Raw genomic sequence first — 25757 nt, forward strand, 5'->3', positions numbered from 1 at the left:
TCGCGCCAAGCCACCGGATGGCCCGGACGATCATCACGGCCGCCTTGCCTGCGCTTGCGCGGTACCGGCGTCCCAGCCCCCGCCCAGCGCCAGGAACAATGCCACGGTGTCCTGCAACCGCTGGGTCCTGGCCTGCAGGTAGCCGATATCGGCCTGGTGGTACTGCGCGTTCGCCACCAGCACCTGCAGGTAGCCGGCGGTGCCGGCCTGGAAGTTGGCCTGCAACTCCTGCAGGGCCTCGTAGGCGAGGTCCCGTGCCTGGCGCGTGGCGGCGACCAGTTCGCCGTCGTGCTCCAGGGCGCGCAGCGCGTCGGCCACCTGCCCGAAGGCAGCCAGCACAACCTGCCGGTAGCCGGCCTGCGCGGCATCCCACTGGGCCACGGCGGCTTGCCGCCGGTAATACAGTTCGCCGCCGTGGAACAGCGGCGCCGTGATGCCCGCCCCGAGGCTCCAAACCGCGCTATTGCCACCGAACAGGGAACCGATCTGCAAGCTGTCGCGGCCGTAGCCGGCGCTCAGGGTAATGGCAGGGAACATGGCGGCGGTGGCCACCCCCACTTCGGCACTGGCAACGTGAAGCTGCGCTTCCGCCAGCAGCACATCCGGACGGCGCCGGACCAGTTCCGCCGGCAGCAGCCGTGGAATGTCAGCCGGCAAGCGCAAGGTCTCCAGCGTCACGGCAACGGGCTCGCCTTCGGCCGGGTAATGGCCCGACAGGGTCGCCGCCAGGTGATCCGCCTGCTCCAGCCGCTGCCGCAGCGGCGGCAGCGTCGCCTCCAGCGAGGCAAGCTGCACCGCCAGGCTAAGCTCGCTGACGTGCGCGGCCGTCCCGGCCTGCACCTGCGCGCGCGTGATCTCCACCTGCTCGCGCACCAGTGCCGCCAGCTCGGTGGTGGCCTGGATCTGGGCGGCGTAGCCGGCCTGCGCGACCACGGTGTTGACCAGGTTGCCGGTCAGCGCCAGGTAGGTGGCGCCCAGCGTCTGCCGCTGCAGGTCGACCTGCGCGGACAGCGCCTCGACCGCGCGCCGGTTCAGGCCGAACAGGTCGAGCGTGTAGCTGACGGTGGCGGTCAGCGAGAACAGGTTGAAGACGCTGGATGGAACGGATTGGCCAAAGCGGACCGGCGTGGCCGCCTGCCGCGTCGCCCCGGCGGTAGCGTCCAACTGTGGATAGAACACGCCGGCACCGGCGCGCATGGCGGCCTCGCTCTGCCGCAGGTTGGCCTGCGCTACCTGCAGCGTGGGGTTGCCAGCCAGTGCCTCGTCCATGGCGCTGTCCAGCGCGGTGCTGCCGAACATGCGCCACCAGTCCGCTGGCAGCGGGGACGCGTCGGTGAAGCGCTGCGAAACGCCATCGCCAGCCGGCGTCCGCGCCGCGTCTCCCCCGCGCGTGAAGCTGGCCGGCACGGCCGGGTCGGGGCGCACGAAATCCGGCCCCACGGCGCAACCGCCCAGCAAGGCAAGGACCGCCGCGATCCCGGGCAGCGCATGGCGCTTCACGATGCGCCGCTCACGTAGACATCGACCAGCTGGCCCGGATAGACATTGACGTCGGGCGGCGGGCTGAACTTGAACAGCAAGGGCAGCACGCGCACGTCCACGCGCTCGGTGCGCTGGTCGGAAAGCTGGATCTTGGGCGTGACGTAAGGCTGCATGCGCAAGAACTCGAGCGGGATGCTGGTGTTGGTGCCACGCACGAACATCCTCGCCTGGATGCCCTTGCCCGCCTTGGCGCCGGGCAAGCGCTGCAGCAGGATCTCGTCGACATACACGCGCACCGCCAGCGTGCCCGGCACGCTGCCCATGACCATCACGGGCGTGTAGCCCTGCGTGTAGGTGCCATAAGTGCCCAGCGAGGACGCGAAGGCGCCCACCGCCGTATTGACCGACATCACCACGCCGTCCACCGGCGCGCGGACCACGAATTTGCCGAGCAATGCCGCCGAGGCGGCAGCGGCCTTGCGCAAGGCGTCCACCTGCCGTTCCTGGTTACGGATATCGTAGACCCAGGCGCCGGCGCGCGTCAGTTCCAGCTGGCGGCGCGCAACGTCGAGGTTGCCGCGCGCCACGCGCACCGCGTTGGCTGCGTTGTCCATGGCGTCCTGGCTGACGGAGCGAGCGTTGAGCGCATACGATCGCTGCAGTTTGTCGAACTGATCCTGGACTGTCCTCAGGCCCGCGGCACTTGCCTCCACCTGCGCGCGCGCCACTTCCAGCGTCTCCTTGCGCGGCAGCGCCTTCAGTTGCGCCAGCACGGCCTCGGCTGCCTCCGCCTGCGACTGTTGCTGCGCCGCCAGCGCGCGCTGGACCGAATCTTCGATCACCAGCAGTTCCTCGCCCCGCCTTACCTCCTGTCCCTCGCGCACGGGGATGCGCACCACCGTGCCCGCGACTTCGGGATAGAGGTTGATGTTGGCGCCGTTCTCCTGGTAGCTCTCGATGATGCCGTTAGCGTAGATGCCACTCTTGTAGGGATTGGCGGCCGGCTCGAATGCCGGCGGCAGCGGCGGTCTTTGCTGGGCGTAGAAGATGGCGGCCACCACGCCGGTGGCGGCGCCTGCCACGGAGAGGATGAACAACCACCTGATCTTCATCCGGCCACTCCCCGCTCGATGCATTTGAGCTTGCCATCTTCCATGTCGAGAATGCGCGTGGCCATGTCGAAGATGCGGGCGTCGTGGGTGACGATGACGATGCAGCGATGGTCGTTGAGGATATGCGTCCTGACGAAGGCCATGATGGCGTGGCCGGTATCGCCGTCCAGCGAGGCCGTGGGCTCGTCAAGGATCAGGATATCCGGCTGGCTGACGATGGCGCGCGCGATGGCCACGCGCTGCTGCTCGCCGCCGCTGAGCTTGATCGGCGGCAGCTGGGCGCGGTTGGCCAGGCCTACGATTTCCAGGTAACGCTTGGCCTCGTTTAACGCATCGTTCCAGTCGCGGCCCTTGAGGATCAGCGGGATCGCCACGTTCTCCAGCGTGGTCAGGCGCGGAAACAGGTGGAAGTCCTGGAACACGAAGCCGATCCTGGCGAGCCGGAATGCGGCCAGCGCATCGTTATCGAGCGTCCAGATGCTGGTGCCGTCGATCATCACCTCGCCGCCGTCCGGGCGCAGGATGCCGGAGATGACGCTCAGCAGCGTGGTCTTGCCGCTACCGGATGGGCCCACGATAAACAGGATCTCGCCGAAGTACGCCTCGAAGCTGACCTGCCGCAGCGCATTGGTCCTGGCCTCGCCTTCGCCGAACCATTTGTCCAGCGCCTTCGCGGCAATGGCAACGCGCGGCATGCTTACCCCCGGAAGATATCGAAGGGCTCGATGCGCAGCACCTTGCGCACGCCGATATAACCCGACACCCCGGCGATCACGATCACCATGACCAGCGCCAGGCCCAGGTTGTGGAAGGTGATCATGGCGGCGTAGTTGGGAAGGCGCAGCCGCGCCAGGCTGATCAGGATGGCGCACAGGCCAATGCCCAGGCCGTATCCCGTCAGCGCCGTGAAGGTTGCCTGGAACACGATCATCGCCACCAGTTCGTGCCCCTTGGCGCCGATCGCCTTGAGCGCGCCGAACTTCTCCAGGTTTTCCAGGATAAAGGTGTAGAAGGTCTGCCCCGAGATCGACAGCCCGACGATAAAGCTGATCACGGTCATCAGCAGGATATTGGTGCCGAGCCCGGTCTGGTACTTATAGAAGTCGGAGATGCGCTGGATGAACTGGTCCTTGGTCAGCGCGCGGTAGCCCAGCTCCTGCACCTCTCGCTGAATCCGCGTCACATCGGCCGCGGACTTCGGTTCGACCAGGATGTAGGAGATCGTATAGCGCGCGGTCGGCAGGTACTGGATGGCACGCTGGTAGGTCGTATAGAGCGTCGGCACGCCGAACAGCCCGCTGGTGGAGACCTGCGCAATGCCGACCACCACGCCGCGATGGTCGTTGATCTCGAAATCCGTGCCGACCACGGGGTTTTCCAGCTTGCGGAATTCGGCATCCTTGACGACCAGGAAAGCATTCTCGGCATAGATGTCCTCGACCCTGCCCTGGAGCACATCCGGCCGCCCGAACAGGCTGGCATCGTCGATGCCGACCACCGTCACGGGCTGGTAGGTGCCGCTCTTCAGACGCACCAGCGCGCCGCCCGAGTAAAGCGGCACCGCGAACTTGACGCCCTCGATGCTGCGCACGGCATTGAGCATGTAGTCCGGCATGCCGATGGTATTGGCCACGGTATTGACCGCCGGGTCCATGACCCAGATGCTCGCGCCGATGTTGTACACGGTTGACGACGAGCGGTTGAGCACGCCGGCGAACAGCGACGTCATCTCGATCATCAGGAACACCGCGAACGTGATCCCGACCAGCAGGCCGGTGAACTTGGCCCGGTCGTTGACCAGTAGCTTGTAAGCGAGCTTGAGAATGCCGGGCACCATACTTTTTCTTTCTTGTCAGCGTGCCGCATTGGCCGCATTGGCCCCGCTACGTACAGCTATCGACCGCCAGCAACCGCTATCGCCCGCTCCGGGCGGGATCCGGGAGGGCATCTGAGGTAGGGGGCGAGCCGCGCCGCAAACCTCGCGCTCCCGCCGTTCAGGGGTGCAGCGGCGACTGCACGCTGCCTGAGCGCTCACGCTCACGCTCGTTATGCAGCACGCTGGCGAGCATGTTCCATTGGGAGCCGAGGGCGTCCACCAGATCATCCAGGGACAGCACGCCAACCACCGTCTCGGCATCCGTTACCGCGAGCCGGCGCACGCCATGCGCCAGCATCGCTTGCAACGCGTCGTCCATGCCGGCATCCTTGCCGATCGCAACCACGCCGCGCGTCATCACGTCGGCCACGGTCGCCTGCCCGGGCGCGATGCCTGCGGCGGTGCTCTCCAGCACGATGTCCCGGTCCGTCACGATGCCGATCGCGCGCTGGCCGCCGCCGAAGGGCTCGGTGACCACCAGCGCGCCGACGTGGCGGTCGCGCATCTGCACGGCGGCGTCGCGCAGCGTGCACGTATGCGGGATATGAACGGCGGACAGCGAGCAAATCTCTTCGATCCTCATCATCATTCTCCTGACGTGGCGTAGCCGGGCTACACGCGCTCATCAAGCTTCGCGTGCAGTACATCGGCGATGCACAGGGGCTTGCAAGGCACGCCGGACCTGAACTCAGTCTAGCGCCGGGCGCGCGGCCGCCATTGATGCAAATCAACCCGCTTGCCGGCTTTTGCCGCGCCTGGAAGGCGGGATCGCTCCCCGCCACGGCGCCAGGCATTGATAAGGATCAACCGGCGCGCGGGCCCGCTGCCTATAGTGGGAGGTGCCTTCGCGCTATCCGCCACTGCGGATACGTCACGCTTCATGCCACCCGTATCCACTTCGACCGAACCAGCCAGGAGAATGCCGTGAACGACCTCAGATCCGCCCTGTCCGCGCACCGTGCCACGCTACAGCACGACATCAACGTCTTGCTGGCCGATGTGCAGGCATTGCTACGCGACACCGCCGCCCTGACCGGCGAGCAAGCCGGCCAGGCCCGTGAGCAGTTCAAGGCACAGCTGGAGGCGCTTCAGCTACGCCTGCGGGATCTGCAGGCGCAAGGCCGCGACCAGGTCCGCGACTGGGCCGACGCCGGCGAGGAGTACGTGCATGCGCACCCATGGCGCACCCTTGGCGCGACCGCCGCTGTTGCCGCCGCCTGCGGGGCGCTGTTCGCCCTGGCGCTCGCCCGCCGGAACTGATCGCGGATCGCCGGGGCTGATCGCAGCATGGCGCTTTTGGAGCCCCGCTATCACCGCTGGCTCGATATCGGGCTCCTCTCGGTTTCCGCGGTCACGCTGAGCGCGGGATCGCTGCTGTACTGGTTCGAATCGGCCGCGCATGCGCGCGCCGTGTGGCTGACAGGCGTCGTGCCGGTGCTGATCTCGCTGGCAGCCAGCACCATCCTGGCGGCATGGCGCCGCCAGGCCGGCGTGGACGTCCTGGCGCTGCTGGCGATCGGCTTCGCATGGTGGCTCGGCGAGCACTTTGCCGCGGCTGTGATCAGCCTGATGCTGGCCAGCGGGCGCGCGCTGGAGAGCTACGCGGAAGCGCGCGCAGCAAGCGAGATGAGCGCGCTGCTGCGCCACGCCCCGCGCGAGGCCAGCCGTTACGAAAACGGGGAATGGCGGCCGGTGCCGCTGGACCTCGTGCGTCCGGGCGACCGCTTGCTGGTACGCGCCGGCGAAGTGGCGCCTGCCGACGGGACGCTGATCCAGTCCGCCGACCTCGACGAATCCACCCTCACCGGCGAGGCCATGCCGCAGCGCCGCGCGCCGGGCGAGCCCCTGCGCAGCGGCGTGGTCAACGCCGGCGCGCCGTTCGAGATGCTCGCGGGCGCCACGGCGGCGCAAAGCACTTATTCGGGCATCGTCCGCCTTGTCATGGAGGCCCGGCAAAGCCGCAGCCCGTCCACGCGCATGGCCGACCGCTATGCCCTGCTGCTGGTGCCGCTGGCACTGGCCGTGGCGGGCGCCGCCTGGTTCTTGACCGGCGATGCACGCCGGGCGCTCGCGGTGCTGGTGGTGGCGACTCCCTGCCCGCTGATCCTGGCAGTGCCGGTGGCCATCGTCTGCGGCATGTCGCGTAGTGCCAGCCGCGGCATCCTGGTCAAGAGCGGCGCCGCGCTCGAAAGGCTGGCGCAGGGCCGCGTACTGTTCTTCGACAAGACGGGCACGCTGACCGCCGGCCAGGCCCGCGTCTCGGCCATTGAGGCAGCGCCGGGAGACGCGCCCGATGAAGTGCTTCGCCTGGCTGCCTCGCTGGCGCAGGCATCGGTGCATGTGAGTTCACGCGCACTGGTCGCCGCGGCCCGCGAGCGCGGGCTGGCACTGGCGCTGCCGGCCAAGGTCGGCGAGGATCCCGGCGCCGGCCTGAGCGGCATCGTCGACGGCCACGCCGTCACCCTGGGCTCGCTGGCATATGTGGCCAGGGCAACCGTGCCCAAGCCGTGGAGCACGGCCTTGCTGCGGCGCCTGGGCCATGAGGGTGCGTCGGCCGTCTTCCTTGGCGTCGATGGCGCCATGCGCGGCGCTCTGCAACTCGCGGACCAGATCCGGCTCGACACGCCCCGCGCGCTCAGGCTGCTCAGGCAGGCCGGCATCCGGCGCATGGTGATGCTGACCGGCGATCGCGACGACGTTGCGCAGATGACCGGCGCGATGCTGGGCGTGACGGAAGTGCGCGCCCAGCAAACGCCGGCACAAAAGCTCGAGGCGATCCGCCAGGCGCAGCGCCACGACACGGTCATCATGGTCGGCGACGGCGTCAACGACGCCCCCGCGCTGGCTGCCGCAGACGTCGGCGTGGCGATGGGCGCCGCGGGCGCCGCCGCCTCGGCGCAGGCAGCTGACATCGTCCTGCTGGTCGACCGCCTGGACCGCCTGGCTGAAGCCATCCAGATCGCCAGGCGCGCGCGCCATATCGCCGTGCAGAGCGTGGTGGCAGGCATGGCGCTTTCCCTGGCGGCCATGATCGCAGCCGCCTTCGGCTACCTGCCGCCGCTTGCGGGGGCGCTGCTGCAGGAGGTAATCGACGTCGCCGTGATTCTGAACGCACTGCGGGCACGCAAGGCGGGACCCGACTGGCGGCCAGCGCAGCTCTCCCGGGCCGAAGCCGCGAAACTGAAGACCGAGCACACCGAACTGGGGCAGGTGCTCGACCAGGTGAGATCGATGGCGGATCGCGTTGCCAGCCTCCCCGGTGGCGTCGCCGCCCTGGAACTCGCGCAACTCAACCAGGCACTGCGCCAGCGATTGCTCGCGCATGAGCGGCACGACGACGCCGACCTTTATCCGGAACTGGCGCAACGGCTTGGCGGCAGGGACCCGCTGGCCGCGCTGAGCGGCGGGCACCGCGAGATCTTCCGCCTGGTGGGCCTGCTGGAACGCATCGCCGCCGACCAGCCGGCGGACGGGATCGACCTGGAAAGCGCGCAGGAAATCCGGCGCCTGTTGTATGAGCTGAATGCGATCCTGCGCCTGCATTTCGCGCAGGAGGACGAGTTGTATCACGCGCTGGGCGACGCCTGACGGACTGCCCGCCGGCGCGCTCAGCCTTGCGCGGCATTGCGCTGGATCAAGCGGCAAGCCGCGCCACCGGCAATACTGGAGACACCGGCGCGCGGTTGACATTGGCGCGCAGACTCAGACACGGACCGACTTCATCATGGCTGGCAAACTTATCCCCGGCTCGCTCGCGGCAGCGGCCCTGGCAGGGCTCATCGGTGCCGCATTGCCCGTCCACGCGGCGCAGCCGAATCCTGAAGCCCTGCCCCAGGTACTGCAGGTCAATGGGATCGCCTATGTGTCCGGCGGTGTCGGCGAGGACGAGGCAAAGGCCATGCGCGCGGTGGCCGGCCGCTTCAATGTGCGGCTTGGCTTCTACAGCGCGAAGGACGGCGAGGCCTTGTCCGACGTCACGGTATCGCTCGTGGATAGCGACGGCAAGCGGCGTCTGCGGGTCGTTTCCAGCGGCCCCCTGCTCTATATGCAGGTACCGGCGGGTGCCTATACCTTGCGCGCCCAATACCAGGCCGACAGCCAGGCGCGCCGGTTCACGGCCGGACGGAACGCGGTCAGCTACACGTTCCGCCTGCGCATCAATGAAATGGAAGATGACTGGGTCTATTGCGAGTCGCGGTGTCCGCGGCCCGGCCTGTGATGAGACCGGCAGCATCGCGGTGTGCGCTCCTTGCGTCAATTGCGCGCGGCGGTTGCCGCAGATCAAAGCCGGCGCCAGCCATCTGGCTATATTGGAATCCTGCACTCGCCGGATCGCGCAGCCGCCTCGGCGAATCACATCTACCCTGCCGGGCTATCGAAAGGAGTTCACCGTGCAAGCCAATATCGGAACCGTTGACCGGACACTCAGGATTGTCGTCGGCCTGGCCTTGATCGGCCTTGCCGTCACCGGCACGATCGGCGTGTGGGGATGGATCGGCGTGACTCCCATCCTGACCGGACTCGTTCGCGTCTGCCCGCTCTACAGCATGCTCGGCGTCAGGACCTGCCCGTCCGCGTGCGGAAAGCCCGACTGACATGGCCCCCATTCCAATACGGAGATTCACATGACAGACCAGACCGATGCCCCCTTCGCGTTCTTCAGCGCCAATTGCGAAGCGGGCCTGCGCGCGCTGACATTGATGCAGGAGAGCCGCGAGCGTTTCGTTGAGATCCAGCTCGACGCCATCCGCCGGGACATCGAGACCACGCGCGAAGTCGGCGAGCAGCTTGCCAATGCCAGCAACTTCGCCGCTTTCGGCACGCTGCCCGTCACCATCCTGCGCAATGAAGCCGAACACTGCGCGCAGCTGATGCAGGCGTGGATGAGTCTCGCCATCCACAACCAGACCGCCATGGTGGAACAGATGCGCGAAGCCGGCGAATCCTGGCAGCGCTGCCAGGCGACGGGCTTGCAGCAGGCGGGGAATACCGCCTCGATGATGGTGCCGGTGCAGGCTTTGTTCGAGAAATTCAGCCAGGCCGCTGCGTTGAAACCCGCGTTGAACGGCACAGGCGCCGAGCCGGCAGACGGCGCCCTGGCCGCGACGCGCAAGAAGGCCATCCATGCCAGCTGACCGCCCCGCCGGCATGCCCGCCAATCCGACTTCAGGCCGGATCGCACTGGTGACTGGCGGCCTGGGCGGACTGGGTGAAGCCATCGCGATGCGCCTGCACGACGCCGGCCATCGCGTGGCCGTCACCCATTCGATGGGCAATGACCATGTCGAAGCCTGGCTAACGCGCCAGCGGGCAGCGGGACGCGAATTCAGCGCCTTTGCCACCGACGTGGCCGATTTCGAAGCGTGCCAGTACTGCGCCGCGCAGGTCCTTGCCGAAATGGGCCAGGTCGATATTCTGGTCAACAACGCGGGCATCACCCGCGACATGACCTTCAGGCGCATGACCAAAGCCGACTGGGACATCGTGCTCAGGACGGACCTGGACTCCATCTTCAACATGACCAAGCCCTTGTGCGACGGCATGGTCAGCCGCGGCTGGGGCCGCATCATCAATATCGCCTCGGTGAATGGCTCCAAGGGCGCCTTCGGCCAGACCAACTATTCCGCCGCCAAGGCCGGGATACACGGGTTCACCAAGGCGCTGGCGCTGGAAGTGGCAGCCAAGGGCGTAACCGTCAACACAGTTTCGCCCGGCTACCTGGCCACGCACATGGTCACCGACATGCCTGCCGACATACTCCAGGCCAGGATCCTGCCGCAGATCCCGGTTGGCAGGCTTGGGCGGCCGGAAGAAGTCGCCGCGCTGATTACCTACCTGTGCTCCGATGACGCAGCATTTGTCACCGGCGCCAATATCGCCATCAATGGCGGACAACACATGCAATGAACGCACCCGCGCCAAGCAGTGAACTCGCCGCAGCGCCCGAGGCGGAATGCGGCTGCGGCCCCATGGAGGCCGAGCGGCACCAGCTAGACGAGCAGGTACGCTCCACGCTGGCCAGCGCCACGCAAGGTATGTCGCTGGCCTCATTCTGGCTGGCCGGACTGGACTGGGCATTGCACCTGGCGATCTCGCCCGGCAAGGTCGACACCGCCGTGGGACAGTGGATGAGCGGGACGATTGCCGCTGCCGCCGGCATGTGGCCGGGGCCGGCGAGCGCGCAGCCAACGCCCGGCGTGCCGGCGCCGCCGTCCGACCTGCGCTTCGCCGACCCCGCCTGGTCGCAGTGGCCCTACCATTTCTGGCGCGACGTCTTTCACAACAACGAGGCGCTATGGGAGTCGCTGACGCACGGGCTGCGTGGCGTGTCCCCCCACCATGAGCGGATCGTGTCGTTCTGCGCGCGGCAGATGATCGATATCTGCTCGCCCGGCAATGCCTGGTGGCTCAGCCCCGTGGTGCTGCAGGCCACGGCCGCCAGCGGCGGCACCAACCTCCTGCACGGTGCCCGGCACTGGCTGCACGATATGCAGGACGTGGTGGCCGACCTGTCGCGCGATCCCAGCCTGCGCCGCCCACCGACCTTCAAGGTCGGGCGGGACGTCGCGGTCACACCCGGCAAGGTGGTGTACCGAAATGCGCTGATGGAACTGATCCAGTACTCGCCGGCGGGTGCCGAGGTATGGCGGGAGCCGGTGCTGATCGTACCGTCCTGGATCATGAAGTACTACATCCTGGATCTCCAGCCGCGGGATTCGATGGTGCGCTACCTGGTCGGGCAAGGCCACACGGTCTTCATGATCTCGTGGAAGAACCCCGATGCCGAAGCGGCCGGCATGGGCCTCGACGATTACCTGCAACTGGGCATACGGGCCGCCTTGCGCGTGGTCGGCGAACGCTGCCCCGACGCGCGCATCCACGCCGCCGGCTATTGCCTGGGCGGCACCCTGCTGGCCATCTGCGCCGCGGCGCTGAGCCGCGACGACGATGGCGCGCCGCTGCAAACCCTGACCTTGTTCGCCAGCGAGACGGACTTCACCGAGCCGGGAGAACTCGGCCTGTTCATCGACAGCAGCGCCTTGTCCACGCTGGACGCGATGATGCACCAGCAGGGCTACCTGGATGGTCCGCAGATGGCCGCCGCCTTCCAGATGCTGCACTCACGCGACCTGGTCTGGTCCCGCATGATGAGCGAGTACCTGCTCGGCAAGCGGCTGCGCCCGAACGACCTGGTGTCGTGGAACCGCGATCTCACCCGATTGCCGTACCGCATGCATTCGGAATGCCTGCACAAGCTGTTCCTCTCCAATGAACTCGCCACCGGGCGCTACTGCGTGGACGGGCGGCCCGTGGCCTTGTCCGACCTGCGGTTGCCGGTGTTTGCGGTGGGCACCGAGCATGACCACGTGTCGCCGTGGCGCTCGGTCTACAAGCTGCATCTGCTCACCCCTGCTCCGCTGACCTTCCTGCTTACATCGGGGGGGCACAATGCCGGCATTGTCTCCGAACCTTCGCACCCTGGCCGGCGATATCGGGTGGAAACCCGTGACGCCAATGCGCCTTATGGCAGTCCGGAACGGTTTCTTGCCAGGGCTGAGCGGCATGAAGGGTCGTGGTGGCCATGCTGGCAAGCGTGGCTGGCGGCGCGTTCGACCGGGCGGGTTGGTGCGCGGGATGCGGCGCCTGGTGCGCTTGCGGAGGCGCCTGGGGGTTATGTGTTGGAGCGGTAGTGGGTGGATTTGATGGGGAATTGGGGTAGGGATGAGTGCTCGTGCATATCTTCAACTTCAACTTCAACTTCAACTTCAACTTCAACTTCAAAGGCCTAAAGTCAAAGGCGGTTTCGCCCCCCGCAGGGGTGGTGAAACTGCCTTTGACTTTAAGCTTTTGACTTTGACGTTAAGCAGTTGCAGTTGCAGTTGCAGTTGCAGTTGCAGTTGCAGTTGCAGTTAAACCCCACCCCCTCCCCTAATCCAACAAATACGACCGAAGATACTCCGGCATCGTAACCGCCCAACGCAACTCCCGCTCAATCCGCTGCCGCAAGGCATCACTGGCCGCCGGCTCCCCGTGCACCACGAAAGTCCGCCGCGGCGCGCTGCCGAAGCCGCCCAGCCATGTCATCAGTTCGTTGGCATCGGCATGCGCCGAGAGCGAAGTAATCTGCGCCACCGAAGCCTGGATCACCACCTGCTTCCCGTGGATCCGCAACTCCCGCATCCCCGACGCCAGCGCCGCACCGCGCGTACCGGCAGCCTGGAACCCCGACAGCAATATCGTATTGCGCGCATCCTGCCCATACGTCTCCAGGTGATGCACCACCCGCCCTCCGGTAGCCATGCCGCCGCCGGCCAGGATGATCTTGGGCGTATGGTCGCGGTTCAGCCAGACGGACTGCTGCATGCTCTGGATCAGGATCGCCATATTGCAGGCTGCCGCGCAGGCGGAGCGGTCGATCCGCAGTTCGTCCGGGTGCAACGCAAAGACCGTGGTGGCGTCGATGGCCATCGGGCTGTTGAGGTAGACCGGCACGTGCGGAATGCGGTTTTGCTGGCGCAGCTTGTAGAGGCAGTACAGCAGCGCCTGGGTGCGCCCGACGGCAAATGCGGGGATCACCACGCTGCCGCCGCGGCCGATGGTGCGGCTGACGATTTCACCCAGCGTATCGAGTGGATCATCCGCGGGATGGGCGCGGTCGCCATAGGTGGACTCCACCAGCAGGTGATCCGCCTCGCGAACGATCTCCGGGGCGCGCATCACGATGTCCTGCTGCCGCCCCAGGTCACCCGAGAATACGATCCGCTTGCCGTCCACATGCAACGTGACAATCGCCGAGCCGATGATGTGCCCTGCGCGATGGAACTCCGCCTCCACGTCGGGCGTCACCCTCACCCGCGTATCGTAGTGAAACGGGTCGAGCCGGCGCAGGGCGCGCACGGCATCCGCGCCGTCGTAGAGCGGCAGCGCGGGCTGATGGCGCGAAAAACCCTTGCGGTTGGCGTAGTGCGCATCCTCCACCGCCAGATGCGCGCTGTCGGGCAGCAGGATGTTGCACAACTGGGCAGTGCCCATGGTGCAGAACACCCGCCCCCGAAAGCCGTTGCGCACCAGCAGCGGCAGGTACCCGCTATGGTCGATATGCGAGTGCGTGAGCACTACCGCATCGAGCGTGGCCGGATCGACTGGCAAGCGGTCCCAGTTGCGCAGGCGCAGCGCCTTGTAGCCCTGGAACAGCCCGCAGTCCACCATGACGCGGCTGTGGCCGGTGTCGAGCACATACTTGGAGCCCGTGACCGTGTCTGTCGCGCCGAGAAATTGCAGTTGCATGGCGGCGCCCCGTCAATGCGACAGCAGCAGTGGCACCGGCGCCTGATACATCAGGGTGCGCGTGGTGCCACCCATGACCAGCTCGCGCAAGCGCGAGTGCCCGTAGCCGCCGGCCACCAGCATGTCGGCTCCCAGCGCACCGGCCGCGTCGAGAAGGTTGGCGCCGACCGGCCCTGCCTTCTGCACGTTGCGCACGCCGGCAACAATGCCGTGGCGCTGCAGGTAATGCCGCAAGCCGGCCACCGGCCCCGAGTCTGCCTGCGGTTCGCCGCGATCGTCCCACACGCCGACGACGGTGACGTGGCTGGCGCGCAGCAGCAAGGGCATGGCATCGGCCACGGCGCGGGCCGCCTCGCGCTGGCCGTCCCACGCGACGACCACGTGCCCGCCATGCAGGCTCCTGAGCTCCGCCGGCGCCAGCAAGACCGGGCGGCCTGCGTTGAGCAGCACGTACTCGGCCGCCCCGGCGCCTAGCAAGGACACATCCTGCGTTGCCACCGGCCGGGCCATCACCACCAGGTCGGCGACGCGGGCTTCCTGCGCCACGACCCAGCCGGCTTCCTCTTCCACCACGCGATGCGAATACGGTACGCCCGGCGCGTACGCTTTCATGGTTTCGCTCAGCAATTCTCCCTGCAGTACCGCCTGAGACAGCAGCCGGCCACGGGAAGCCGCCAAATGCCGCGCAGCGTCTTCGCCGCCGTCACGGATCGGGTCCATGCGCAGGCCGGTGGCGCTGACGCCGGTGATATGCGCGCCAAAGGCGGCAGCCAGGTCGGCGGCCATCCTGACGCGAGACGCGCAGGCGGGATCCGCCCCGAGCGCAACCAGCACGGTCCGGTAGTCCATGATTTACTCCGTGTATTGGCGAGCGCGCCCGCGGGCGGACCCGGAAGACGGCGATATCAGCGGATGGTCACGCGCTGCTGCGGCGAGGCTTCCTTCTTGGGCAGTACCACCCGGAGCACGCCGTTCTCGTAGCTGGCATCGACCTTGCTCTCGTCCACCGTGCTGTCGAGCGTAAAGACGCGTTGCATCGAGCCACTGTAGCGCTCGCGCCGGATCACACGCTCGCCTTCCTTCTGCTCGGAAGACTTTTCCACCTTGGCCGAGATCATCACGGTGCCGCGATCGACGGATACTTCGATATCTTCTTTCCTGGCGCCGGGAATTTCCGCGACCAGTTTGTAGTCCTTGTCGGACTCGGTCACATCGACCTTGAACGCGAACCCGCCTTCATTGCTGCCGCGAAAAGCGCGCAACATGCCTTGCAGCATGTCACCCACCGGTTCGATCGATAGCGGGTCGTAGATTCTGAGGTTGCTCATTGTTGCCTCCTTGGGTAAAGAGCCCACATCGGAAACGGGCCTTCATTCCATGGTGGCACAGCGCCCATATCGCACCTTGTCCCAGATCAAGCGCGGCGTGCTAGGGGTGCCAGGTGCTAGATATCCCCTTCGTCGAACAGGCGATGGCGGATCGCATAGCGCACCAGCGCCGCCTCGCTTGGCAACTGCAGCTTTTCCATCAGCCGCATCTTGTAGGTGCTCACCGTCTTGGCGCTGACGCAGAGCCCGGCGGCGATCTCCGTGAGCGGCTCGCCCAGCACAAGGCGGCGGTAAACCTCCATCTCGCGGTCCGACAGGCGCAGATGGGGATCCTCGCGGTGCTCGTCCTGCAGGCTGTTGACCAGTTTCTCCGCCATTGCAGGGCTCACGTAGGTGCCGCCGGCCGCGACCTTGCCGATGGCGCTGACCAGTTCAGTAGCCGCACTTTCCTTGGTCAGGTAACCCGCTGCCCCCGCCCGGAACGCGCGCACCACGTATTGCTCCTCGGCATGCATGGTCAGTACCAGGATACGCAGCTCGGGCTGCTCCACGCGCAACTGCCTGATCAGTTCCAGCCCGCTGCGGCCTGGCATGGAGAGGTCGAGCAGGATGACGCGGGGCTTGCAGTCGCGCGCCATCTGGAGCACGGCGTTGCCGTCCACCGCCTCGGCCACCACCTCGAAGCCCCCTGCGCGGCTCAAGATATGGCGCAGGCCGTCGCGTACCACGGCATGGTCGTCCGCGATCATCACGGGAATCATGTGCTTGCCTCCGCGCTCGAGGTCACGGCCAGCGGGAAGCGTACGGTCAGGCAGAAGCCGCCGCCGGGCGCCTGCCTGGTCGCCACGGTGCCCGAAAGCAGGCGTGCGCGCTCCCGGATCCCGACCAGCCCCAGCGATATGTGCTCGCCGCCGGCTGGCGGCGTGGCGGCATTGCCGCGGCCATTGTCCCGCACTGTCAGTTCGTAATGGTCGTCCTGGCGCACCAGTTCGATATCGACCCGATCGGCCTGGGCATGCTGCACGACATTGCTGAGTGCCTCCTGCACGATACGGAATACCGCGGTGGCCGCGCGCTCGCCAACGTCTTCCTCCTCCGCGGCGTGGGTGATGACGGTGATGCCATAGCGCGCCGAGAACTCCTTCGCCAGCCATTCGATCGCCGGGATCAGGCCAAGCTCGTCCAGCAATGCCGGGCGCAGGTCGGCTGCAATGCGCCGCACCGAAGCCACGGTCTCGTCAATCACCAGGTGCATCGCGGCGGCCTGGTCCAGCAGGTCAGCGGGCGTTCCCGCGTCCTTGAGATCACTTGCAAGGATCGCCAGGTCCATCTTCAGCGCGCTCAGCCGCTGGCCGAGGTCGTCGTGCAGCTCGCGGGCGATGCGCCGCCGCTCGTCTTCCCGCGACGCCTGGACCCGGTCGGACAACTGCTGAAGCTCTTCCCGCGAGCGCCGCAAGGCCGCCTCCACCCTCACCCGCTCCGTGGTGTCCCGCAGGATGACGGTAAACAGCTTGCCGCCGCCGTCCTGGGTCTGGGAGATCGAAGCCTCGATCGGGAACTCCATTCCGTCATGGCGCAACGCATGCAGCACACGCTGCTGGCCCATCTGCCGGTCCGTGACACCCGTCACGCCGAAGCGGCGCACGTGCGCCTCATGGGCTACACGGAAACGTGCTGGCATAAAGTCCCCCAGCGGCTTGCCGATCGCCGCTGCGGCGGTGCAACCGAAAAGACGTTCCGCCATGGGGTTGAACAACACGATGTGCTGCCCTTCGTCCACCGTGATGATGGCCTCCATCGACGAACGGATGATCCCTGCCAGCCGGGCTTCGCTTCCCTGGGTACGCGCCAGGTTCTCTTGCGCGGCGCGGCGCAGCCGCCGCAGCCGCGCCAGCAGCAAGGACAGCATGACAGCCACCGCCAAGCCCCAGGCGCCAAGCATGGGCGCGGCAAAGCCACTTGCCTCGGGAGCGAGCGCGTAGACGAACCAGAGCACCAGCAGCATGAGCAGCAAGAGCACCGCGCCGCCCGCCGCCAATTCGCCAAGCGTGACATACAGCGATGTTTTCGGTGAACAAGGCGGGCTCGGTGGAGGGGGCTGATTAGTCACCATGGCTGTTCGCGAAGTGCTCCCGGAGGCTCCCGGAGGGACAGCGAGCCCCGCGAGGATCGCCGCAGACTCTCTTGTAAAGGTAGCCGATTTGTGAGAAATGCACACGCCAACTGTGATGTGTTCGTAATTCTGAGAAGCGGAATCGATTTGCGCTATCGGCCAGATAGCCGAAGGCCCTTGTCAGGCTTCCCTGACAAGGGTCTTCTCTTTCCGGACGACACTCTCAGCCGTCCCTTCTTTCGAGCTGACCCGCCATTGACCATACTCGGACGCATGAACCTCCCCGCCGATCCTGCCCCCCTGACCGTGCTGCTGCTCGAGGACTCACCCCTCATCGGCTCGCGGCAGACCAGGATGCTGAGATCGATCAGGGAGCTGGAACTGCTAGCCTCGGCCCGGGATCCGCGTGCGGCGCTGCTGGCAGCCCAGATCCTCCTGCCCGATGTCGTCATTCTCAGCCTGAGCCGGTACGAAGGATCCTGGCTGAAGGTGCTGGAGGAACTGAAGCGGATGCGCCGCCACGCAACGGTGGTAGTGCTGAGCAACTGCTCGGTGCCGCCGATGCGCAGCGCCTACCTGCAGGCGGGCGCATCGCTCTTTTTCGACAAGACCATGGAGTTCGACGCGCTGCGTAGCGCGCTGCTCCGCCTCGCGGCGGACAAAAGAGCCGCGAGAACAACAGAACCGGAAGACGCCACGGCATAGCCCGCGCCGTCCTTTGCACCGGCAAGATCCAGCGCCGGCGCCGACAGCAAGAGCGCACCACAACCGTGGCCAGCCGAACCGGCGGGGGCCAGAAGACAAAGGAAACTGCCATGTCAGAGTATCTGCAGCGGGAAGCACCGTCAGACACGCACATAGGGTTCCTCGACGCCGAGGTCCTCGCGTCCCCGCACGGGGATAGTGCGCCACCTGCCGGCGTGGCCCACAGGGCAAACTGCTCAAGCTGCGCAATGCGCGCCATCTGCATGGGCGGCAACCTGAACGATGCGGATCGCTCCAGGCTCGACACCATGATCCATAACTGGCGCATGGTCCGGCGCGGCGAGGCGCTTTACCGCGCCGGCGACGCGTTCCAGAGCATCTACGCCCTGCGCTCCGGATCGTTCAAGACGGTGGTGTCGCACCAGAACGGCCGCGAACAGGTGAGCGGCTTCTTCCTCACTGGCGAGACGCTCGGGCTCGATGGCATCTGCACCGAGCGCCACGCCTGCGACGCCATTGCCCTGGAAGACAGCGCGGTATGCGTGATTCCCTTCCATCTGCTCGAAGCGCTCTGCCGGGAAATGCGCTCCCTGCAACAGCACGTGCACCGGATGCTAAGCAGCGAAATCGTGCGCGAATCAGGCGTCATGCTGCTGCTCGCCAGCCTTTGCGCCGACCAGCGCGTGGCGGCATTCCTGCTCAATATCTCGGCGCGCCAGCATGCGCGCGGCTACTCCCGCAGCGAACTCACGCTGCGCATGACGCGCGAAGAAATCGGCAGCTACCTGGGCATGAAGCTCGAGACCGTCAGCCGCACCTTGTCGCGCTTCCAGCGCGACGGCCTGATCGATGTGAAAGGCAAACGCGTGACGCTGCTGGATCTTGACGCGCTGGACCGGATCTAGAAGCAGAAGCCAGGGAACGCCTGCCGCCCTCAAAAAGCTGACGGGCGCAATTGCATGCCGAGCTAGAGATCAACGCGGCGGTTGCGCTCCAGATGGCCTTGGATCGCCTCGAGCAAGTGCTGCTCGCTGAGCGGGCCGAATCCCGGCAGTTCGCTGATGCGGTGCTCCTGCGCGGCGCGCGCAAGCTCGTCGAGCGTGATGATATCCAGGTCGCGTTGCAGCGTGTGCGCCCGCCTGGGCCCGATGCCCGGGATCTTCAGCAACTCGGCCACTGAGCCCGGCACCTCCCCGCGCAGACGCGCCAGCATGGCACACGACCCCGTCCCGGCGATCTCGCGCAACTTGCCGGCCATATCTTTGCCAATGCCGGGCAACCCGCACGGGTCGGCGCCGCGCGCCAGCATCGCCTGGACGCTCTCGCCCAGGCCGCGCACCGTGCGTGCCGCCTTCCGATAGGCGCGCACGTGGAACGGATTGGCGTCCTGGGCTTCGAGCAGATCGGCGATCGCGTTGAAAACCGCAGCGAAATCCTCATTGCTGCGCGTTGCCGTCAGGGCCGGTTGCATCATTGCGGATGGCCTCCGGAATCAAAGTCAGGAAACTCGTCGTCGAGAATATCGAACACCGCAGCGGCCTTGTTGCCGAGATCGTGAGCAAGGTTGCGCAACAAATATTCATCGGAACGCAACCAGGCATAAGCCGCCCGCACGTCGTCCACCGTAGGTTCGATCTCCAGTATCCGCACAATCACTTCCTCCTCGAAGGGGCCGATCACCTCGCGGATCTCGCCGGCGGTGGCAAGTTTTGCGTCTGGTCTTCCCGTGGTAGTCATGGCGCTGCCTCCATCCATGTGTTTTGCATGCCTTGCGTGCATGTCGCCGACACGCCCGGCGGATAGCGTGTTGCATGAGCCGCCCGGTAGTACGGTCTCGGTTCGCGCATCCTACTGCCTGCCTGTCAGGCCATCATCGGCCGGCCCATTCAGCGTGACACAGGCGCGGCCGCGCGCCTTGTCCCAGGTCAACCAGCCGGCGGGGAGCCACACGGTGCCCGGCATCACCGGCACCGGCCAGGTCCTGCCCGATCGGCAGCATCCTTGTCATGCATCAAGGCCGATGCACTCGGGCTAGACAATGCTGGCATATGGGAACTGGCGTAGCCGGAGAATGCCCCTTGAGACGCGTACCAACACCTGCCATCGCAAAAATGCCGGACCTACGCGGACGGCCCGGCTACTCCGCCATGGTGAGCGGCCCACTGCCGCACCCTTGCAATGGCGATGCGGATGGCCATGCCCTCGTCCATGCCTTCGCGCAGCAAGGCGTTGGCAATCTCGATGGCCTTCTCCCGTATGCCAGGGGACAGGCGTTTCATGGAAGCCGGATAGTAATCCGCGCGCCAGGGCATGTTTCACTCGCTGCGGCACGAAATCCTGGCGCCCCTGGATGGGATCGTGACCAGCATCAACAACCGGCGGCTGGCGCGCGCTGCCAAGCTGGCGGGCGCCCCCAACCGGAAGGAAGCGGGTATCGACATGCATGTCCGGTTGAACGACGTGGTGCGTGCCGGCCAGCCACTCTTTACGATTCATGCGATGGCGCAGGGTGAACTGGCCTACAGCCAGGATTTCCTGGCGACGCATCCCGCGATCGACATCGGCACGACGGAGCAACGATGACACCAGCCCTGTTCGCCTTGCCGGGCAACGAAAGCGCCGCGCGGGGCTGGCCTGGCGCCGCCCGTCTGCATGGCCGTGCATGCGGTGTTCGCTGGCTGCGCCTACGCCGAACTGCATGCAGTTGCCGCCGAAATCGTCAGTTGCAACACCGTGGCCCATCCGTCGAACGGAATCGCACTGACGGCGGCGCTGGCCGAAGCGGTCGCGGCAATGGTGGCGCGGCAGGCGTAATCCACGAGGCCTTGCGCCAGCTTGACGTCCGTCAGGAATATGCATGGTTCGACTTGCGGCTGCAACCGTAATGCCTAGACTGCAAAGAGTCGATGCGGCGTGCTCGCGGGCGGGCGCGCCGCTTTCGTCGTTTTCCTTTTTCTCGCCCGGGGGTCCATGCCATGACCATCAAACAGATCATTTTCCCCAAAGCCAGCCCCTCTTATTGCCCGGCCGACCTCTCTCTGGAATGCCCTGTCAGCTTGAACGGTACGCCGGCCAGCTACGCGATCACGGCCGAGGCGCTGGAAGACCACTTCGGTGCGCGTTCGCACCGGCCGGAGGACCTGATCCAGGCCTTCGAAGGACACCGCGACGATATCGAAGGGGTCGCCCGGCAACTGTTCGAAATGACCGCGGCACACAATATTGTGCTGCACAGCGGTCATTTTCGCTTCGCGGTATAGCGCGCCTGCGCCGGCACGCCTGGGCGGATCGTGGCATTGCGTGAACTGACCAGCCGCCCCTTGGCCGACGGGGCGGAATGCCACTGCGCGGCCCGGGACATCGTGCGGGCCCCGGGCGCGCGCGGATGGTGGCGCTCAGGCCCGGCGAGCGCCGCGCGCTGCGGATAAGGGGGGACCGGGAATTGCGGGTGCCAGCGTGAACGATGCCCCCGGACAAGCGGCTTGCGCTGGATCAAGTGCTGGCGCCGAGGCTGGCGGATACTCCGGTTAACACCGGCCAGGCGCACGGCTGAATACCGATCTGGCGCCCTCCCGTGCCCGCGCAAGCACGGATGCACCCCAACCACCCCGGCCACGATGAGCATCCGCAACCTGGAACACCTGTTCCGTCCGCGCTCGGTCGCGGTGATCGGCGCGTCCGGGCGACCGCACAGCGTGGGCGCCACCGTGTTCGCCAACCTCTGTGCCGGCGGCTTTGCCGGCCCGGTGTACGCGGTGAACCCGAAGTACCGCGAACTGAACGGCCAGCCCTGCTACCGCCGCCTCGCCGCGCTGCCCGATGTGCCCGACCTGGCCGTGATCTGCACGCCGCCCGCTACCGTGCCCGGCCTGATCGCCGAACTCGGCGAACGCGGCACCCTGGCCGCCGTGGTCCTGACCGCTGGACTGGCGCGCGCGGCCGAATCCAGCGGGGAGACGCTGCAACAGGCGATGCTCGGCGCCGCCAGGCCGCACCTGCTGCGCATCCTTGGCCCCAACTGCGTGGGCCTGATGGTGCCCGGGCTGGGGTTGAATGCCAGCTTTGCGCACGCGTCTGCCCTGCCCGGCAAGCTGGCGTTCGTCTCGCAATCCGGCGCCCTGACCACGGCGGTGCTCGACTGGGCGAGATCGCGCCAGATCGGCTTTTCGCACTTCGTCTCGCTGGGAGACAGCGCCGACGTCGACCTGGCGGACGTACTCGACTACCTCGGCAGCGATCCGGGCACGCAGGCGATCCTGCTCTACGTGGAAGCGGTCAGGTCCGGCCGCAAGTTCATGTCCGCCGCGCGCGCGGCCGCGCGCAACAAGCCCGTGCTGATCATCAAGGCCGGCCGGGTGCCCGAAGGCGCGAAGGCGGCCACCTCGCACACCGGCGCGTTGGCGGGCGCCGACGATATCTATGACGCGGCGATACGCCGCGCCGGCATGTTGCGCGTGTATTCCACCGAGGAAATGTTCGATGCGGTGGAAACGCTCGCGCGTGCGCGGCCGCTGGCCGGCAATCGCCTGGCGATCATGACCAACGGCGGCGGCGCGGGCGTCATCGCCACCGACGCCTTGATCCTCGGCGGCGGCCGGCTGGCCCGGCTGGGGGACGGCACCCTGGAGCAGCTGGACGCGGTGCTGCCGCCGACCTGGTCGCACGGCAATCCCGTCGACATCGTCGGAGACGCTCCCGTCGAACGCTATGTGGAAACCCTGAAGCTGCTTGCGGCGGACCCCGGCAACGATGCCATCCTGATCATCCACGCGCCCACGGCGATCGTGCCCAGCAGCGATATCGCCATCGCCCTGACAAGCACGCCGGCATCAGCCACGCCATTGGCAGCATCGCGCCCCGTATTTGCGAGCTGGCTTGGCGGCGACTCGGTGGCGCACGCGCGCCAGATCTGCCGGCATGCCGGGCTTCCCACCTACGACACGCCGGAGCAGGCTGTGCGCGGCTTCCTGCAGGCCGTGGCCTATCGCCATAACCAGGAACTCCTGATGGAGACGCCGCCATCGGTACCGGCCGGCCCCGAGCCGGACACCGAACGGGCGCGGCTGTGCATCCGCGACGCGCTTGCCGGCGGCCGGTCAATGCTGACAGAGCCCGAAGCCCGCACCATCCTGGCAGCCTATGGCATCCCTGTAGTGGAGACCCGGACGGCCGGCGATATCGACGCCGCCGTCGCCGCCGCCGAGGCCCTCAGCTTTCCGGTTGCCGTGAAGATCCTGTCACGGGACATCACGCATAAATCGGATGTGGGCGGCGTGGCGCTGGACCTGCAGTCGGCTGGCCAGCTACGGCAGGCCCTGGAGCGCATGCAGGCCCGCATTCGCGGCGAACAACCCCGGGCCCGGATCGATGGCTTCACCGTGCAGCGTATGATCAGCCGGCCGGGGGCGTTCGAACTGATCGTGGGCGCCACCACCGATCCGGTGTTCGGCCCGGTGGTACTGTTCGGCCACGGCGGCACTGCCGCGGAGCGCATCGCCGACCGCGCCATCGCCCTGCCGCCGCTTAACGTCAGCCTGGCGGAAGATCTTGTCGGCCGCACGCGGATTGCGAAGCTGCTCGACGGCTACCGGGACCAGCCGCCGATCCGGCATGACGCCCTGTACCAGGTCCTGATGCAACTGTCGCAACTGCTGTGCGACCTGCCGGAGATCGTTGAGCTCGATATCAATCCGCTGCTGGCCGATAGCGCCGGCGTGCTGGCGCTGGACGCGCGAATCGGCGTGGCCCCCGCCATGCAGCCTGGCGCCGCCCGCCTTGCCATCCGCCCCTATCCCAAGGAGCTCGAGGAAACGGTGACATGGCACGGCGCACCATTGCTGCTGCGGCCGGTGCATCCCGAAGACGAGCCCGCTTACCAGGCATTCTTCGCCGCCCTGACGCCGGAGGATATCCGCATGCGCTTTTTTTGCATGATCCGGCAGCCGCCGCACAGCCAGCTCGCACGCATGACCCAGATCGACTACGCACGCGAGATGGCGTTTGTCGCCGTCAGTCCAGCAGGCAGCGGGCCGAAGGCCATCCTGGGCGAAGTAAGGGCCGTGGCAGACCCCGACAACCAGCGCGCCGAGTTCGCCGTGACGGTGCGCTCCGACTGCAAGCACCAGGGCATCGGCGGCCTGCTGCTGCGCAAGATGGTGGACTATTGCCGCGCACACGGCACGCGGGAACTGGTCGGGACCACGCTGGCGACCAATACGGCGATGCTCCGGCTCGCCGAAAGCAGCGGCATCCACATTCTGGGCGGAGTCCGGGCGGCCGGCGATGGCGTAGAACTCCGCCTTTTGCTGACGGAGCCAGCTGCTGGCAACGTGCCATGACCGTCCGCCTTGCCACGGCTGTCGGCAGGGGTTGCGCTGGGTCAAGGCGCTCACTGCCATCTCATCGATACTGAATGTGGATGCGCGGCGGACTGCGGCGCCGCCCGCGCGCCTGACCCGTTCTCACAGGCAAGACACTCCATGAGGAGGGAAAGACCATGTGCCCGCAACTCACTCCATTCCTGGCTGTGCGCCTGTTGGCGCGGCGGCTCAATGAGAACGACAGTGACTACGACGAACTGATCGCGCTGGCCGAGGGACGCAACTTCATCCTGCTGGGAGAAGCGACGCACGGCACCTGTGAGTTCTATCGCATGCGCGCCGACATCACGCGCTTGTTGATCACGGGCGGAGACGTGGACGGCATTGCCATCGAGGGCGACTGGCCCGACGTCTGGCGCGTGAATCGCTTTGTCCAGGGCGAGGGCAGCGACGACGCCGAATCCGCGCTGGATGACTTCCAGCGCTTTCCCGCCTGGATGTGGCGCAATCGCGAGATGCTGGATTTCGTTGCCTGGCTGCGCGTGCACAACGCCACATTGCCCGCGGACGCCCGCGTCGGCATCTATGGCCTGGACCTGTACAGCCTGTATCGATCGGCGGACGCCGTGATCCACTACCTGGAGCAGATCGATCCTGGCGAGGCGGAGCTGGCGCGCGCTCACTATGCCGCACTGGATCATGTCCGGGAGCCGCAGACCTATGGCTACCAGGCGGCTACCGGCCAACGCCGCAGCGCGCGCGATGGCGCCATCGCGCAATGGCTCAGACTGCGCGCGGACGAGGCGGAACATCTCTCCCGCGACGGGCTTGCCGCCATGGACTCGCATTTCTATGCCGAGCAGAATGCGCAGGTTGTCGTGAACGCCGAACACTACTATCGCGGCATGTTCGAGCGGCGTGTCAACACCTGGAACCTGCGCGATGCCCATATGGCACAGGCCCTGTTTGCCATTTCCAGGCACCGCGTCCGCCGTGGCGGCACCGGCCGCGTCGTGGTGTGGGCACATAACTCCCATGTCGGCGATGCCCGGGCCACCGAAACGCACAGCCACGGCGAATGGAACCTCGGGCAACTGGTGCGCCAGGAAGCCGGCGCGGCTGCATTGCTGGTGGGCTTCACCACCTACACGGGCCATGTCGCCGCCGCCTCGGCCTGGGACGCCGATGTGGAGCACAAATGGGTCCGCCCCGCCCTGAGCGACAGTTGCGAGGCGCTCTTTCACGCCAGCGGGCTGGACCGCTTTTACCTCCCGCTGGATGCCCCTAGCGCCGCCGAATTGCGCGCGCCCTTGCTACAGCGCGCCATCGGCGTGATCTACCTGCCGGAATCGGAGCGGGCGAGCCACTATTTCGCCGCCGCCGTTGCCGATCAGTTCGATGCCATCTTCCATGTGGACGAAACCACCGCGGTGGAACCGCTGGGGCCGCCACATGGCTGGCACGGGCGCGAAGAGGCGCAAACGCTTGCCTGAGATCATGGCCGTGCATGCCACCGCCGCCCGGAATGGCCGG

Annotated in this window: 27 protein-coding genes; 14 read left to right on the forward strand and 13 right to left on the reverse strand. The window is 66.8% G+C overall.

Going from position 1 to position 25757, the window contains the following annotated elements:
• Positions 1-33: 33 nt before the first annotated feature.
• From ACZY0R_RS27910 to ACZY0R_RS27930, 5 genes are all read right to left on the reverse strand, one after another.
• A complete protein-coding gene (locus ACZY0R_RS27910; RefSeq protein WP_488862937.1) occupies positions 34-1500 on the reverse strand; it encodes an efflux transporter outer membrane subunit in 1467 nt (488 codons plus the stop codon).
• A complete protein-coding gene (locus tag ACZY0R_RS27915) occupies positions 1497-2594 on the reverse strand; it encodes an HlyD family secretion protein (protein ID WP_488862939.1) in 1098 nt (365 codons plus the stop codon). Before ACZY0R_RS27915 ends, ACZY0R_RS27910 begins: the two co-directional genes overlap by 4 nt.
• Positions 2591-3289 (reverse strand): ABC transporter ATP-binding protein, encoded by a 699-nt coding sequence (locus ACZY0R_RS27920; RefSeq protein ID WP_488862941.1) that lies wholly within the window; start codon positions 3287-3289, stop codon positions 2591-2593. The genes ACZY0R_RS27915 and ACZY0R_RS27920 overlap by 4 nt, the downstream gene beginning before the upstream one ends.
• A gap of 2 nt (positions 3290-3291) precedes the next feature.
• Entirely contained in the window at positions 3292-4428 is a 1137-nt protein-coding gene (locus ACZY0R_RS27925) for an ABC transporter permease (protein WP_488866225.1), read from the reverse strand.
• 160 nt (positions 4429-4588) lie between these two features.
• Positions 4589-5056 carry a CBS domain-containing protein gene (locus ACZY0R_RS27930; protein ID WP_488862943.1) on the reverse strand — a complete coding sequence of 156 codons (468 nt, stop codon included), beginning with the start codon at positions 5054-5056 and terminating at the stop codon, positions 4589-4591.
• 338 nt (positions 5057-5394) lie between these two features.
• Here ACZY0R_RS27930 and ACZY0R_RS27935 point away from each other — a divergent pair, with 338 nt between their 5' ends.
• The 7 genes from ACZY0R_RS27935 to ACZY0R_RS27965 all read left to right on the forward strand — a co-directional run bounded on the left by ACZY0R_RS27935 (position 5395) and on the right by ACZY0R_RS27965 (position 12161).
• Positions 5395-5730: an ElaB/YgaM/YqjD family protein gene (locus ACZY0R_RS27935; RefSeq protein WP_045241564.1), complete on the forward strand. Its 336-nt coding sequence runs from the start codon at positions 5395-5397 to the stop codon at positions 5728-5730.
• A 27-nt stretch (positions 5731-5757) separates the two neighbouring features.
• Positions 5758-8058: a heavy metal translocating P-type ATPase gene (locus ACZY0R_RS27940; RefSeq protein ID WP_488862945.1), complete on the forward strand. Its 2301-nt coding sequence runs from the start codon at positions 5758-5760 to the stop codon at positions 8056-8058.
• Positions 8059-8194: 136 nt separating this feature from the next.
• A complete protein-coding gene (locus tag ACZY0R_RS27945) occupies positions 8195-8689 on the forward strand; it encodes a hypothetical protein (RefSeq protein WP_052686213.1) in 495 nt (164 codons plus the stop codon).
• A gap of 172 nt (positions 8690-8861) precedes the next feature.
• The gene (locus ACZY0R_RS27950) at positions 8862-9065 is read left to right on the forward strand and encodes a YgaP family membrane protein (RefSeq protein WP_488862947.1); all 204 of its coding nucleotides are present in this window, start codon (positions 8862-8864) and stop codon (positions 9063-9065) included.
• A gap of 30 nt (positions 9066-9095) precedes the next feature.
• Entirely contained in the window at positions 9096-9605 is a 510-nt protein-coding gene (locus ACZY0R_RS27955) for a hypothetical protein (RefSeq protein WP_488862949.1), read from the forward strand.
• A gap of 13 nt (positions 9606-9618) precedes the next feature.
• Entirely contained in the window at positions 9619-10377 is a 759-nt protein-coding gene (phbB, locus tag ACZY0R_RS27960) for an acetoacetyl-CoA reductase (RefSeq protein WP_488866227.1), read from the forward strand.
• Positions 10374-12161 (forward strand): PHA/PHB synthase family protein, encoded by a 1788-nt coding sequence (locus ACZY0R_RS27965; RefSeq protein ID WP_488862951.1) that lies wholly within the window; start codon positions 10374-10376, stop codon positions 12159-12161. Before phbB ends, ACZY0R_RS27965 begins: the two co-directional genes overlap by 4 nt.
• A 238-nt stretch (positions 12162-12399) precedes the next feature.
• Here the strand turns inward: ACZY0R_RS27965 and ACZY0R_RS27970 are convergent, their stop codons facing one another.
• From ACZY0R_RS27970 to ACZY0R_RS27990, 5 genes are all read right to left on the reverse strand, one after another.
• The gene (locus tag ACZY0R_RS27970) at positions 12400-13758 is read right to left on the reverse strand and encodes an MBL fold metallo-hydrolase RNA specificity domain-containing protein (RefSeq protein WP_488862953.1); all 1359 of its coding nucleotides are present in this window, start codon (positions 13756-13758) and stop codon (positions 12400-12402) included.
• Between the two features lie 12 nt (positions 13759-13770).
• Positions 13771-14607 carry a universal stress protein gene (locus tag ACZY0R_RS27975; RefSeq protein ID WP_488862955.1) on the reverse strand — a complete coding sequence of 279 codons (837 nt, stop codon included), beginning with the start codon at positions 14605-14607 and terminating at the stop codon, positions 13771-13773.
• A gap of 56 nt (positions 14608-14663) precedes the next feature.
• Entirely contained in the window at positions 14664-15086 is a 423-nt protein-coding gene (locus ACZY0R_RS27980; protein ID WP_488862957.1) for an Hsp20/alpha crystallin family protein, read from the reverse strand.
• 116 nt (positions 15087-15202) lie between these two features.
• Complete coding sequence (locus ACZY0R_RS27985; RefSeq protein ID WP_488862959.1) at positions 15203-15847, reverse strand: response regulator; 645 nt, start codon at positions 15845-15847, stop codon at positions 15203-15205.
• Complete coding sequence (locus tag ACZY0R_RS27990; RefSeq protein WP_488866229.1) at positions 15844-17091, reverse strand: PAS domain-containing sensor histidine kinase; 1248 nt, start codon at positions 17089-17091, stop codon at positions 15844-15846. Before ACZY0R_RS27990 ends, ACZY0R_RS27985 begins: the two co-directional genes overlap by 4 nt.
• A 381-nt stretch (positions 17092-17472) precedes the next feature.
• On the opposite strand from ACZY0R_RS27990, the gene ACZY0R_RS27995 reads away from it, so the two are divergent.
• Both ACZY0R_RS27995 and ACZY0R_RS28000 read left to right on the forward strand, forming a co-directional pair.
• Positions 17473-17904: a response regulator gene (locus ACZY0R_RS27995; RefSeq protein ID WP_488862961.1), complete on the forward strand. Its 432-nt coding sequence runs from the start codon at positions 17473-17475 to the stop codon at positions 17902-17904.
• A gap of 110 nt (positions 17905-18014) precedes the next feature.
• Positions 18015-18809: a helix-turn-helix domain-containing protein gene (locus ACZY0R_RS28000; RefSeq protein ID WP_488862963.1), complete on the forward strand. Its 795-nt coding sequence runs from the start codon at positions 18015-18017 to the stop codon at positions 18807-18809.
• 62 nt (positions 18810-18871) lie between these two features.
• Here ACZY0R_RS28000 and ACZY0R_RS28005 read toward each other — a convergent pair whose 3' ends face one another.
• From ACZY0R_RS28005 to ACZY0R_RS28015, 3 genes are all read right to left on the reverse strand, one after another.
• Positions 18872-19378: a helix-hairpin-helix domain-containing protein gene (locus ACZY0R_RS28005; RefSeq protein ID WP_488862965.1), complete on the reverse strand. Its 507-nt coding sequence runs from the start codon at positions 19376-19378 to the stop codon at positions 18872-18874.
• Positions 19375-19641: a hypothetical protein gene (locus tag ACZY0R_RS28010; protein WP_488862967.1), complete on the reverse strand. Its 267-nt coding sequence runs from the start codon at positions 19639-19641 to the stop codon at positions 19375-19377. Before ACZY0R_RS28010 ends, ACZY0R_RS28005 begins: the two co-directional genes overlap by 4 nt.
• 383 nt (positions 19642-20024) lie before the next feature.
• On the reverse strand, positions 20025-20216 hold the full coding sequence (locus tag ACZY0R_RS28015) for a DUF2188 domain-containing protein (protein ID WP_488862969.1): 192 nt from the start codon (positions 20214-20216) through the stop codon (positions 20025-20027).
• 46 nt (positions 20217-20262) lie between these two features.
• Between ACZY0R_RS28015 and ACZY0R_RS28020 the strand changes: the two genes are divergently transcribed.
• From ACZY0R_RS28020 to ACZY0R_RS28040, 5 genes are all read left to right on the forward strand, one after another.
• Positions 20263-20487 carry a hypothetical protein gene (locus tag ACZY0R_RS28020; RefSeq protein WP_488862971.1) on the forward strand — a complete coding sequence of 75 codons (225 nt, stop codon included), beginning with the start codon at positions 20263-20265 and terminating at the stop codon, positions 20485-20487.
• A 69-nt stretch (positions 20488-20556) separates the two neighbouring features.
• Positions 20557-20718: a hypothetical protein gene (locus ACZY0R_RS28025; RefSeq protein ID WP_488862973.1), complete on the forward strand. Its 162-nt coding sequence runs from the start codon at positions 20557-20559 to the stop codon at positions 20716-20718.
• A gap of 161 nt (positions 20719-20879) precedes the next feature.
• The gene (locus tag ACZY0R_RS28030) at positions 20880-21164 is read left to right on the forward strand and encodes a DUF1488 family protein (RefSeq protein WP_488862975.1); all 285 of its coding nucleotides are present in this window, start codon (positions 20880-20882) and stop codon (positions 21162-21164) included.
• A 357-nt stretch (positions 21165-21521) separates the two neighbouring features.
• The gene (locus ACZY0R_RS28035; protein ID WP_488862977.1) at positions 21522-24242 is read left to right on the forward strand and encodes a bifunctional acetate--CoA ligase family protein/GNAT family N-acetyltransferase; all 2721 of its coding nucleotides are present in this window, start codon (positions 21522-21524) and stop codon (positions 24240-24242) included.
• Between the two features lie 158 nt (positions 24243-24400).
• Entirely contained in the window at positions 24401-25717 is a 1317-nt protein-coding gene (locus ACZY0R_RS28040; protein ID WP_488862979.1) for an erythromycin esterase family protein, read from the forward strand.
• Positions 25718-25757 lie beyond the last annotated feature (40 nt).

The organism is Cupriavidus sp. F041 (genome assembly GCF_057814235.1).

Excerpts from the sequence above, each read along its gene's own strand:
- ACZY0R_RS27995 (WP_488862961.1), top strand. The coding sequence starts at position 17,473 with ATGAACCTCCCCGCCGATCCTGCCCCCCTGACCGTGCTGCTGCTCGAG.
- ACZY0R_RS28035 (WP_488862977.1), top strand. The coding sequence starts at position 21,522 with ATGAGCATCCGCAACCTGGAACACCTGTTCCGTCCGCGCTCGGTCGCG.
- ACZY0R_RS27945 (WP_052686213.1), top strand. The coding sequence starts at position 8,195 with ATGGCTGGCAAACTTATCCCCGGCTCGCTCGCGGCAGCGGCCCTGGCA.
- ACZY0R_RS28005 (WP_488862965.1), bottom strand. The coding sequence starts at position 19,378 with ATGATGCAACCGGCCCTGACGGCAACGCGCAGCAATGAGGATTTCGCT.
- ACZY0R_RS27980 (WP_488862957.1), bottom strand. The coding sequence starts at position 15,086 with ATGAGCAACCTCAGAATCTACGACCCGCTATCGATCGAACCGGTGGGT.
- ACZY0R_RS27970 (WP_488862953.1), bottom strand. The coding sequence starts at position 13,758 with ATGCAACTGCAATTTCTCGGCGCGACAGACACGGTCACGGGCTCCAAG.
- ACZY0R_RS27975 (WP_488862955.1), bottom strand. The coding sequence starts at position 14,607 with ATGGACTACCGGACCGTGCTGGTTGCGCTCGGGGCGGATCCCGCCTGC.
- ACZY0R_RS27930 (WP_488862943.1), bottom strand. The coding sequence starts at position 5,056 with ATGATGAGGATCGAAGAGATTTGCTCGCTGTCCGCCGTTCATATCCCG.
- ACZY0R_RS27990 (WP_488866229.1), bottom strand. The coding sequence starts at position 17,091 with ATGCTGCTGGTGCTCTGGTTCGTCTACGCGCTCGCTCCCGAGGCAAGT.
- ACZY0R_RS27985 (WP_488862959.1), bottom strand. The coding sequence starts at position 15,847 with ATGATTCCCGTGATGATCGCGGACGACCATGCCGTGGTACGCGACGGC.
- phbB (WP_488866227.1), top strand. The coding sequence starts at position 9,619 with ATGCCCGCCAATCCGACTTCAGGCCGGATCGCACTGGTGACTGGCGGC.
- ACZY0R_RS27965 (WP_488862951.1), top strand. The coding sequence starts at position 10,374 with ATGAACGCACCCGCGCCAAGCAGTGAACTCGCCGCAGCGCCCGAGGCG.
- ACZY0R_RS28030 (WP_488862975.1), top strand. The coding sequence starts at position 20,880 with ATGACCATCAAACAGATCATTTTCCCCAAAGCCAGCCCCTCTTATTGC.
- ACZY0R_RS27920 (WP_488862941.1), bottom strand. The coding sequence starts at position 3,289 with ATGCCGCGCGTTGCCATTGCCGCGAAGGCGCTGGACAAATGGTTCGGC.
- ACZY0R_RS28040 (WP_488862979.1), top strand. The coding sequence starts at position 24,401 with ATGTGCCCGCAACTCACTCCATTCCTGGCTGTGCGCCTGTTGGCGCGG.
- ACZY0R_RS28025 (WP_488862973.1), top strand. The coding sequence starts at position 20,557 with ATGGCCGTGCATGCGGTGTTCGCTGGCTGCGCCTACGCCGAACTGCAT.
- ACZY0R_RS27955 (WP_488862949.1), top strand. The coding sequence starts at position 9,096 with ATGACAGACCAGACCGATGCCCCCTTCGCGTTCTTCAGCGCCAATTGC.
- ACZY0R_RS28015 (WP_488862969.1), bottom strand. The coding sequence starts at position 20,216 with ATGCCCTGGCGCGCGGATTACTATCCGGCTTCCATGAAACGCCTGTCC.
- ACZY0R_RS28010 (WP_488862967.1), bottom strand. The coding sequence starts at position 19,641 with ATGACTACCACGGGAAGACCAGACGCAAAACTTGCCACCGCCGGCGAG.
- ACZY0R_RS27915 (WP_488862939.1), bottom strand. The coding sequence starts at position 2,594 with ATGAAGATCAGGTGGTTGTTCATCCTCTCCGTGGCAGGCGCCGCCACC.
- ACZY0R_RS28000 (WP_488862963.1), top strand. The coding sequence starts at position 18,015 with ATGTCAGAGTATCTGCAGCGGGAAGCACCGTCAGACACGCACATAGGG.
- ACZY0R_RS27940 (WP_488862945.1), top strand. The coding sequence starts at position 5,758 with ATGGCGCTTTTGGAGCCCCGCTATCACCGCTGGCTCGATATCGGGCTC.